The sequence below is a fragment of the Corallococcus sp. AB018 genome, assembly GCF_003986945.1.
Lineage (GTDB): Bacteria > Myxococcota > Myxococcia > Myxococcales > Myxococcaceae > Corallococcus > Corallococcus exiguus.
On sequence record NZ_RAWR01000289.1, the window covers coordinates 1 to 10,741 of the forward strand.

General features: G+C 69.0%; 5 protein-coding genes. 4 read left to right on the top strand and 1 reads right to left on the bottom strand.

The genetic code is table 11. The annotated features are described in order from the left end of the window. On the top strand, nt 1–1,145 hold a 1,145-nt coding region (locus D7Y11_RS38655; protein ID WP_126936186.1), incomplete at its 5' end, for a hypothetical protein. Nucleotides 1,146–1,227: 82 nt separating this feature from the next. After that, the gene (locus tag D7Y11_RS38660) at nt 1,228–2,817 is read left to right on the top strand and encodes an SDR family NAD(P)-dependent oxidoreductase (protein WP_120574471.1); all 1,590 of its coding nucleotides are present in this window, start codon (nt 1,228–1,230) and stop codon (nt 2,815–2,817) included. 10 nt (nt 2,818–2,827) lie between these two features. Here the strand turns inward: D7Y11_RS38660 and D7Y11_RS38665 are convergent, their stop codons facing one another. After that, complete coding sequence (locus D7Y11_RS38665; RefSeq protein WP_126936187.1) at nt 2,828–4,000, bottom strand: glycoside hydrolase family 26 protein; 1,173 nt, start codon at nt 3,998–4,000, stop codon at nt 2,828–2,830. 166 nt (nt 4,001–4,166) lie between these two features. On the opposite strand from D7Y11_RS38665, the gene ileS reads away from it, so the two are divergent. Both ileS and D7Y11_RS38675 read left to right on the top strand, forming a co-directional pair. Next, nucleotides 4,167–7,910 (top strand): isoleucine--tRNA ligase, encoded by a 3,744-nt coding sequence (gene ileS, locus D7Y11_RS38670; protein WP_126936188.1) that lies wholly within the window; start codon nt 4,167–4,169, stop codon nt 7,908–7,910. A gap of 184 nt (nt 7,911–8,094) precedes the next feature. After that, nucleotides 8,095–10,323, top strand: coding sequence for a TonB-dependent siderophore receptor (locus tag D7Y11_RS38675; RefSeq protein ID WP_126936189.1), 2,229 nt, complete (start codon nt 8,095–8,097; stop codon nt 10,321–10,323). The last annotated feature ends 418 nt before the right edge of the window (nt 10,324–10,741 follow it).

A 10,741-nucleotide genomic window follows, 5' to 3' on the forward strand; every position in this document is an offset into this window, starting at 1 on the left:
CCCTCGAAGCGTCCGCAGCCCCGGCGTCCGTGCGCTTCCAGGGGCTGTGGCTCTTCTCTCCCCGGGCGGACCTGAGCATCCTCGTGCTGCCCACGCTGCTGATGCTCGCCTCCGTGTGGCTCGCGAGCCTCACCGGCGAGGGCTCGCAGGGGTTCGCCCAGTCCATTGGCCGGTGGACGTCGCAGTACGTCTTCCTCAACGGCACGCACGTCATCCTCACCTTCCTGTTGGTGGGCACCCGGCGCGAGTTACTGCACACCACGCCCCACCAATCCCGGCTGCTCGTGGGCGGCGCTTCGGCGGTGTTCGCGCTCACCTTCGCGCTGCTCTGGTACGGGGACACGTACGCGCCGCTGCTCGCGCTGCTGCTGGGCGCGAGCATCCACGTCCTCGCGGCGCACCACACGCTGTCGCAGGTGAAGGGGCTCTGGGCGCTGCACGGCCTCCGGGCCCGCGCCGCGGGCGCCCCGCCCCTGTCCGAGTCCGAGCGCACGCTCCAGCGCCAGTTCGTCCCCGTCGCGCTGACCTTGATGATGCTCCGCTCGCTGGCCCTGCCCGTCACCAGCGCCCTGGGCTCGCGGCCGATGATCAACATCGGCCAGGCGGAAGCAGGCTCGCTGCCGCACGGCCTCACCTGGGTGCTGCTCGCGGTCTGGGGCGTCTTCGCCGCGAAGCTGCTGCTCGCGCTGCGCGGGCCTCCCGGACAGAGCGGGCCCCGGCGCGTGTACCTCCTGGCGCACGTGGCGGTGGTGGCGGTGTACCTCGTGTGGCCGCTGTGGGGCGCCATCCTGAGCGCGGGCATCCACGGCCTGGAGTACTTCTTCCTCACCGGCCGCATGCTCCAGCCCACGCCAGGGGAGACCACGACCCGCCTGCGCGGCCCGCGCGTGTGGGCGGCGATGCTGGCCGTGATGGCCCCCATCATCCTGGTGGGCGTGGTCAACAGCCCCTTCGTCACCCTGGCGGACGGCGTCACCCAGGGCGCGGCGACGGCCTTCTTCCTGAGGCAGCAGCCCCTGTGGTCGCTGGGGGTCCTCGCCACCAACGCGGTGGTGCTGGCGCACTACTTCGCGGACGCGTTCCTCTACCGCTTCCGCATCCCCCGCGTGCGCGAGGTGACGCTCCCCCGCCTGGGCCTGGGCTGAAACCGGGGCCTGGCCGCTCGCCCTCCAGGCCCGCTCAAGTCGCACCTTTCCCTGGCGCGCCCGGGAGGGTAAGCACCAGGGCGTGAAGAACCTGGCCGTCGAGAACCTCCCGCCGTCGTCCCCTGAAACTGACCCGGCCCCGCCCTCCGATGTCTCCGTCGAGGACGTGCGCCGCGCCACGGCGCTGCTCAACACGCTCGCCAAACACCGCGTGCTCTTGCACCGCCTCCCGGATGAGGACCACCACGCCCTGCTGGCCTCCGCGAGCCGGCTCGTCTACCCGGACAAGGCCTCGAAGAACCGGCTCCAGAGCGCGCTCAAGAAGGAGCGCAAGGACGCGCAGCGCGCCAACGACCGGGCCGTGCGCTCCAGCACGGAGATCCGCATGCTGCGCAAGGCGCCGGTGCTCAGCCTGCCCGCGCTGCCCGCGCCGCCGCCGGAAGCGACCCCGGAGCGCCTGCTGGAGGTGCCGCGCAAGTGCTACGTGTGCAAGGGGGAGTACCGCAAGCTCCACTTCTTCTACGACGCCATGTGCATCCCGTGCGGGGACCTGAACTACGCCCGGCGCACGCAGCGCGCGGACCTCAAGGGCCAGGTGGCGCTCATCACCGGCGCGCGGGTGAAGATTGGCTTCCAGGCGTCGCTGATGCTGCTGCGCTCGGGCGCGACCGTCATCGCCACCACGCGCTTCCCCCAGGACGCGGTGCACCGCTACGCGCGCGAGCCGGACTTCTCGGACTGGGCCCACCGGCTCCAGGTGCACGGCCTGGACCTGCGACACGCGCCCAGCGTGGAGCTGTTCGCGCGCCACATCGAACAGACGCACGAGCGGCTGGACATCCTCATCAACAACGCCGCGCAGACCGTGCGCCGGCCACCGGGCTTCTACCAGCACCTGCTGGAGGGCGAGCTGCGCGACGCCGGCACCCTGGAGCCCCAGCTGCGCGCGCTCCTCGCGGGCCATGAGGCCTGCATCGCCGCGCTCCGTCCCGCGCTGGGCCCGGGCGATATGGGCAACACGTCACTGCCCGTGGCGACCTGGCGCAGCGGCGACCCGGCGTTGGGCATCCACTCCTCCGCGGCGCTGTCCCTGATGCCCTACGCCATGGAGCAGGAGGGCGACACGCGCGCCCTCTTCCCGGAAGGCCGGCTGGACGCGGACCTCCAGCAGGTGGACCTGAGGGCCACGAACTCCTGGCGCCTGCGGCTGGGGGAGGTGCGCACCGCGGAGATGCTGGAGGTCCACCTGGTGAACGCGGTGGCGCCCTTCATCCTGTGCGGGAAGTTGAGGCCGCTGATGCTGAAGGACCGCTCGCGGCCGGGCCACATCGTCAACGTGTCCGCGATGGAGGGCAGCTTCTCCCGAGGGACGAAGACGGACAAGCACCCGCACACCAACATGGCCAAGGCCGCGTTGAACATGATGACACTGACGTCCGCGCCGGACTACGCGCGCGACAACATCTTCATGAACGCGGCGGACACCGGCTGGGTCACCGACGAGGACCCCGCGCATCATGCCGAGCGCAAGGTGCAGGAGCTGGACTTCCAGCCTCCACTGGACATCGTGGACGGGGCCGCGCGCATCGTGGACCCCGTCATCACCGCCGTGAACACCGGCGAGTACGTCTGGGGCAACTTCTTCAAGGACTACCGCCCCACGAACTGGTGAGCCCCGGCCCTCAGCGCAGCGCGCCCCAGTTGTAGGTCGCGCTGCTCCCGCCGGTCAGCACGCGCCAGTACGTGCTGTAATACCCATACGTGTCCTTGATGGCCTTATGGCTGCTGGACACGTTCCAGTCGTTGGGGCTCGTCGTGCCCAGGTTGTAGACAAGCGAGTCGCCCCAGACGGAGTAGATGGCCCACGGGCGCGCGTCCAACTCAGACACCGTGCCGTAACGGCTGTCACCCCAGCGCACCGGGAGCTTGTCCGTCTCCGCCAGCATGCGTGGTTTGTTGTAGCCCGCGAGCCCCGTGTAGAACTGGGCCGGGAAGTAGGGATTGCCGTGGTAGATGTCCACGCCCACCACGTCCACGCGGTCGTTGCCCGGGTAGTAGTTCCACGGGTCCCCGCCGTAGGTGCCGTCCCACTCGTACGGCGACCAGACGAAGATGAGGTTCTTCAAACCGCGCGTCTTCACCAGGTAGTCGTGCGTGATGTTCCAGAGCTGCTTGTACTGAGCAGGGTCCTGGTTCGCCCACCAGAACGGCGACGCGCTCCCCTTCTTGTTCATCTCGTGGAACGGGCGGTACAGCACCGGCACGCCCTGCTGCTGGAGGTACGCGAGCTTGTCCGCCGCGAAGGACAAATCCCGCAACAGCGCCTGGTACTCCGCCGTGTTGGCCTGCCAGTTGATGACCCGGCCAAACCAGTTGTAGTCCATCCATGACTGCCGGAAGTTGTTCGGCCAGCTCTTCACGGACGCGCCCGGATAGGACATGTGGAAGCTGAACCCCACGATGCCTTCCCCGTAGCTGAAACGGTCACGAGCGAAGCCCACCGCGTAGTCCACGTAGGCTTCCGCGTACGTGTTCCGATAGTTGCCCGGCCCGAAGTCGAACTCCACGAAGCCCGGACGGCGGCCGGAGATGTCCCCCACCTTCACCCAGTACTCGCCCGCGTAGGCCTCCTTCTGGGCCTCGCAGTGCTGGCCCATGATGGTCTGCTTCGTCCCGCCGTTGCGGCTGTTGTTCTCCAGGTCCGTCAGCAGGTTGTAGACCTTCTGAGCCTGCGCCGTGGGGCCGGGCGTGCTCAGCGTCCGGGACACCTGCGCGCTCGCGCTGCCCGCGCCCAGGCACAGCACCAGCGCCGCCAGCAGGAAGGAGAGGGATGGCTTCGGGGGGACGTGCGTCACGCGGAGACCTCCAGTGGCTGCCCGGGGAGCGGCCAGGGTGCCACTTCCTGCACGCGAATTGCACGAATTTCAGCTTAGGCGAATCTGTCCACCGGCGTGCGGGCGGGTTCGCAAGGCCCTGGATTCACTGCCAAAGGGCCGCTCCGGTGCTATCAAGCAGGCCACCATGCCTGAAACGCCTTCGCCCCTGTTCAACGCGGTCCCCGTGGAGATGGACTTCCCGGCCGAGGAGCGCCGCATCCTGGCCTTCTGGAAGGAGCGCGGCATCTTCGAGAAATCGCTCAAGGCGAACGAAGGCAAGCCCTCCTTCGTCTTCTACGAAGGCCCGCCCACCGCGAACGGCCTGCCCCACAACGGCCACGTCCTCACGCGCGTCATCAAGGACCTGTTCCCGCGCTACCAGACCATGCGAGGCCACTACGTGCCGCGCAAGGCGGGCTGGGACACGCACGGCCTGCCGGTGGAGGTGGAGGTGGAGAAGGAGCTCCGCATCCACGGCAAGGCGGAGATCGAGAAGTACGGCGTGGAGCCCTTCACGGAGCGCTGCATCGAGTCCGTGTTCCGCTACACGGGGGAGTGGGAGCGGCTGACCCAGCGCATCGGCTTCTGGGTGGACCTCAACGAGGCCTACGTCACCTATCACCGCGGCTTCGTGCAGAGCGTGTGGTGGGCGCTCTCCGAGCTCTACAAGAAGGGCCTGCTGTACCAGGGCCACAAGGTGGTGTGGTGGTGGCCGCGCGGCGGCACCGCGCTGTCCGCCGCCGAAGTGGGCCTGGGCTACAAGACGGTGGACGACCCCAGCGTCTACGTGGCCTTCCCGCTGCGCGATGCTCCGGACACGTCGCTGCTCATCTGGACGACGACGCCCTGGACGCTGCCGTCCAACATGTACGCGGCCGTGAACCCGTCCGTGGACTACGTCACGGTGGACGCGGGCGACCGCAAGCTCATCCTCGCCGCCGCGCTGCGCGAGGAGCTGGCCAAGAAGCTGAAGAAGGACCTGCCCGTGCTGTCCACGCAGAAGGGCAGCGACCTGGTCGGCAAGCGCTACACGCCGCCCTTCGACACGTACTTCGCGAAGGAGGCGGACGCCACGCTGCCCCTGAAGGACGGCGGACAGGACACGGTGGGCTGGCGCGTGATTGCGGCGGACTTCGTCACGCTGGACAGCGGCACGGGCATCGTCCACACGGCGCCCGCGTTCGGCGAGGACGACTACAAGGCCTACCGCAAGGACGCCACGCGCTTCCAGGACCCGGACGCGCTGGGCATGCGCTGCGCGGTGAAGCCGGACGGCACGTTCTCGGAAGAGGTGCCGCTCGTCGCCGGCCGCTTCGTGAAGGACGCGGACAAGGACCTGCAGCGCAACCTGAAGGAGCGCGGGCTGCTCATCCACACGGAGCAGTACCGCCACGAGTACCCCTTCTGCTGGCGCGCGGACGAAGACCCGCTCATCCAGTACGCCCGCCCCGCCTGGTACATCCGCACCACCTCCGTCATCGAGCAGGCCAAGGCCAACAACCAGCAGGTCAACTGGGTCCCGGAGAACATCAAGGACGGCCGCTTCGGCGACTTCCTGGCCAACAACGTGGACTGGGCCCTGTCGCGCGAGCGCTACTGGGGCACGCCGCTGCCGCTGTGGATCCACTCGGAGACGGGTGAGACGGAGGCCGTGGCCTCCATCGCGGAGCTGCGCCAGAAGCCGGGCAACAACGTGGCCGCCGTGGAGGCGGAGCTGAAGGCGTTCCTCGCCGGCAAGCCGCACGAGTCCAACGCGGAGCACCTGCTGGTCCACAAGCCGTGGATCGACAAGGTCACGTACGAGAAGGCCGGCTCCGGTGGGAAGTTCCAGCGCGTCCCGGAAGTGGTGGACGTGTGGTTCGACTCCGGCTGCATGCCCTTCGCGCAGTGGGGCTTCCCGCACGCGGAAGGCAGCAAGGAGACCTTCAACCGCGCGTTCCCGGCGGACTTCATCTCGGAGGCCATCGACCAGACGCGCGGCTGGTTCTACTCGCTGCTGATGGTGAGCACGCTCCTCTTCGACGAGGAGACGCAGAAGCGCATGGGCCTGACGCCCAAGCGTGAGTGGCCCATGCCGTACAAGAGCTGCATCGTGCTGGGCCACGTCTCCGACAAGGAGGGCAAGAAGGAGTCCAAGTCCAAGGGCAACTACACCCCGCCGGAGATCATCCTGGACGAGGTGCGCATGGACTTCGCGGTGCTCACCGCCACGGAGGCCGGCGTCCCCGCGGAGCCCGGCGTGGCGCTCATCGCGCGCGAGGACCTGGAGGGCCTGGACACGCAGGAGGGCGCCAAGGTGCTGCTCTTCCGTCCGGACCGGCCGGACGCGCCCGTCAGCGTCACCGTGAAGGTGCACAAGAAGCTCAAGCGCCGCGTGGTGCTGCTGGCGCCGCAGGAGCTTCAGCAGCTGGACGTGAAGCCCTCCGCGCGCGGCGTGGACGTGATGCCGGTGGAAGTGCCCCGGCTCGCGGCCACCGAGCGCGTGGTGCTCAAGGACCCCGCCACCAAGGCGCCGGGCGCGGACGCGTTCCGGTGGTTCTTCTACGCGGCCAGCCCCACCTGGTCCAACACGCGCCACTCGCTGGCGAACGTGCGGCTGTTGCAGAAGGACTTCCAGGTCAAGCTGCGCAACGTCTACTCGTTCTTCACCATCTACGCGAACATCGACGGGTTCAACCCGGCCAAGGGCACCGCGTCCAGCACGGAGGCCCCGTGGCTGGCCATCCGCAAGAGCCAGGGCTGGCGCGAGGTGAAGGCCCGGCCGGTGCTGGACCGGTGGATCCTCTCCGAGGTGCAGCTCACCCTGCGCGACGTGGCCAAGGCGCTGGACACGTACCAGGTCTACGACGCGGCCCAGCGGATGGTGGCGCTGGTGGACGCGCTGTCCAACTGGTACCTGCGCCGCAGCCGCGAGCGCTTCTGGGCGCCGGGCTTCGAGCAGGACAAGCAGGACGCGTACTTCACGCTCTACGAGGCGCTGACGACCATCACCGCCATGTCCGCGCCCTTCATCCCGTTCTTCGCGGATGACATGTGGGGCAACCTGGTGGGCAAGCCGTGGGGCGCGGCGCAGCCGGAGAGCGTGCACCTGGCGAGCTTCCCGGACGTGGACGCGAGCCTCATCGACGAGGGGCTGGCCGCGGAGATGGGCGCGGTGCGCGAGCTGGTGTCGCTGGGCCTCAAGGTCCGCACGGACAACCGGCTCAAGGTGCGCCAGCCGCTGTCGCGCGCGGACGTCATCCTGTCGCGCCGCGAGCTGACGGAGCGCGTGGCGGTGTACCAGGAGCTCATCAGCGACGAGCTGAACGTGCACACCGTAAAGTGGGTGGAGCCGGGCAGCCCGGAGGCGGACGTGGTGCGCTACCGCGTGCGTCCCAACCTGCGCGCCATGGGCAGCCGGCTGGGCCCCAAGCTCGCGCCGGTGCGCAAGGCGTTCGACTCGGGGGATGGCCGCGCGCTGCACCAGGAGCTGCTCCAGACGGGCAAGGTCGCCCTGAACGTGGGCGGCGAGGACATGGTCTTCCCCGCCGAGGAGCTGGAGACGCTGGTGGAGGCGCAGCCGGGCTACGCCGCCGCGGGCGGAGGCGTGGGCGTGGTGGTGATGCACACGCAGCTCACGGAAGCCCTGGTGGACGAAGGCCTGGTGCGCGAGCTGCTGGCGCGCGTGCAGGGCTCCCGCAAGGACATGAACCTGGGCTACACCGACCGGATCCGCCTGTGGGTGGACGGCGATGACCGCGTGAAGCGCGTCGTCGACGCCGCCCGCGACGAGATTGCCCGCGAGACGCTCGCCTCCGAAATCCACGTGGGCCCCCAGGGCCTCACCGGCACGGAGGAGGAGGCCAGCCTCAATGGCCTCCCCGCGAAGCTTCGCGTCGAGCGCGCCTGAAACCCGGGCCTCCGGATAGCAGGGAAAGACAGCTCCGGGTAAACACATACCCGGGGCTGTAAATGCAGACATCTGGTGTGGCGTGACGAGGACCGGGAGGGCGTGGGCGACTCCCGGCTTGCCGCCTCAGGGGGCGCGTGTTACGCGACAGGGCATTCCCCTGATTTCGCAAATCATTCTCAACATGCCCACTTCGTTCCGCAGCCGTCCGCGCCGCCTCGTCCCGGGGGCGCTGCTTGGCGCATCCATCTCCCTCCTCGCCTCCCCTGCCCTGGCGCAGGAGCCCGCCGCGCCCCAGGAGGCCCCGGCTCCGGAGACCCCGGCGCCCGCGCAGGCCTCGAACCCGGAACCCGGCGCCGCGCCCACGGATGACGGCGTCTACGACCTGCCTACGGTGGTGGTGGAGAGCGAGCGCGCCAACGGCCCGGTGCAGGGCTACACCGCGCGCCGCAGCGGCAGCGGCACGAAGACGGACACCGCGATTGGCGACACGCCGCAGTCGGTGTCGGTGGTGGGCCGGGCGCAGATGGACGCGCAGCAGGTGCAGTCCGTGACGGAGGCCACGCGCTACACGCCGGGCGTGCGCTCGGACACGTTCGGCGCGGATCCGCGCAACGACTGGTTCCTGATTCGCGGCTTCACGTCCCAGGAGGGCGGCTACTTCCTGGACGGGCTCCAGCTGTACTCCAGCAGCTTCGCCACCTGGCGCCTGGAGACCTTCGGCCTGGAGCGCGTGGAGACCGTGCGCGGCCCTTCCTCCGTGCTGTACGGCGGCACGTCTCCGGGCGGTCTGCTCAACATGGTGGGCAAGCGTCCGCCGGTGGAAGGGCACATCCGGCACGTGGAGCTGAGCGTCAACGAGTTCGCCAACGGCTACGCGGCCGTGGACTTCGGCGGCGCCATCGACTCGGGCAACCACTGGCGCTACCGGGTGACGGCGCTGGCGCGCGGCGGCGGCACGCAGGTGGAGGAGACGGACAACAACCGGCTCTTCATCGCGCCGGCCCTCACCTGGGCACCGTCGGACAATACGGCGCTGACGCTGCACGGCAGCTTCCTGGCGGACCGCACGCAGGGTCAGAACTTCCTGCCGTACGTGGGCACCGTGGTGGACGCGCCCTATGGCCGCATCCCCACCGACCTCTTCACCAGCGACAAGAGCCTGGACCACTTCCAGCGCAACCAGTCGTGGGCGGGCTACGAGTTTTCCCACCGCTTCAACGACACCTTCACGCTGCGGCAGAACCTGCGCTACGCGCACCTGGACCTGGACTTCCAGACGCTCTACGGCGTGGGCTACGTGGGTGAGCCGGCGGACGCGCAGCTGTCCCGCGGCAACTTCGTCACCCGGCCGACCGCGAACCTCTTCTCGGTGGACACACAAGGCGACGTGCGCTTCAGCACCGGCCCCGTGCGCCACCTGGTGCTCGCGGGCGTGGACTTCAAGAACTACGTGCTGAACGACGAGCAGGGCTACGAGGCAGGCGCGCCGCTGGACCTGCTCAACCCCGTGCGTGGCGACTACACGCCCACGGAGTCGCGCTACACGCTGAACAAGTCCACGCAGAACCAGTTGGGCGTCTACCTCCAGGACCAGCTGCGCATCGGCGACCGGATGAGCCTGACGTTGAGCGGGCGTCATGACTGGGTGGGCATGGACGTGGACAACGAGCTCGCGCCCACGGCCAACTACGACGGCAGTGAGAGCGCCTTCAGCGGCCGCGCGGGCCTGCTCTACCGCTTCGACTTCGGCGTCGCGCCGTACGTCAGCTTCTCCAAGTCGTTCAACCCGGTGGCCGGGACGAAGTCGGACGGCTCGATCTTCGAGCCGGAGAAGGGCCAGCAGATTGAAGCGGGCGTGAAGTACCAGCCGGATGTGTTCCCGGTGCTGGTGGGCCTGTCGGTGTTCGAGCTGAAGCGCCAGAACTTCGTGACGACGGACGGCGCCTTCAACCAGCTGCAGATTGGCGAGGTCCGTTCGCGCGGCTTCGAGGTGGAGGCCAACGCCACGCTGACGCACGGGCTGAGCCTGATTGGATCCGCGTCGCTGTACTCACTGGAGATCACCGAGGGCGCGGACTTCGAGCTGGGCAAGCGCCCGGTGGGTGTGCCGGAGGTGCTGGCGTCGCTGTGGCTGGACTACACGTTCCAGGACGGAGCGCTGCGCGGCTTCGGCGCGGCGGCGGGCGTGCGCGGAGTGGGAAGCTCCTACGCGGATCGCGAGAACACTCTGGACGTGCCGGGCTTCACTCTGGTGGACGCGAGCGTGCACTTCGAGCGCGGCCCGTGGCGCGCAGCCGTCAACGCCTCCAACCTGGGCGACAAGACCTACGTGTCCTCGTGCAGCTCCGCGACGGCCTGCTTCTACGGCGAGCGCCGCCGCGCGTCCGCCACGGTCGGCTACACCTGGTAGCCATCACGCAGGCCTGAAGGGTCCTTCCGGAAGCCTCACCGCCGGAAGGGCCTGAAGCCATCACACACCGCGGAACCCCTGGGGCCTTCGCCTGGCACGTCTCCGCCAGCGAGGGCCGCAGTCGTTCCCGGGTGCCGCGCCTCGAGATTCCGGAAGCGCCACGGTCACGCATTGACGGGACTTCTCCCCAAGCGCCAGGCCCGCGGACACGAAGGTTGTCCCCCTGGGTGAGAAGGTAAGAACCCCGCCGGGACGCCCCGTCGGCGGCGCACAGCGAAAACCTGTCCGACTGGAGGGTTGCGCGGAATAAGCAATCTGATGGGTCCTGTAGAAGGGAGATGACGTCAGAAGAGGGAGCCTCCTGCTCGTCTGCGGAGCAGCGGAGCAGACGCCGCGTCGCCAAGGACCCGACGCCGCG

Bases quoted from the DNA above. Each gene is read 5' to 3' on its own strand.
- ileS (WP_126936188.1), top strand. From the start codon at position 4,167: ATGCCTGAAACGCCTTCGCCCCTGTTCAACGCGGTCCCCGTGGAGATG.
- D7Y11_RS38675 (WP_126936189.1), top strand. From the start codon at position 8,095: ATGCCCACTTCGTTCCGCAGCCGTCCGCGCCGCCTCGTCCCGGGGGCG.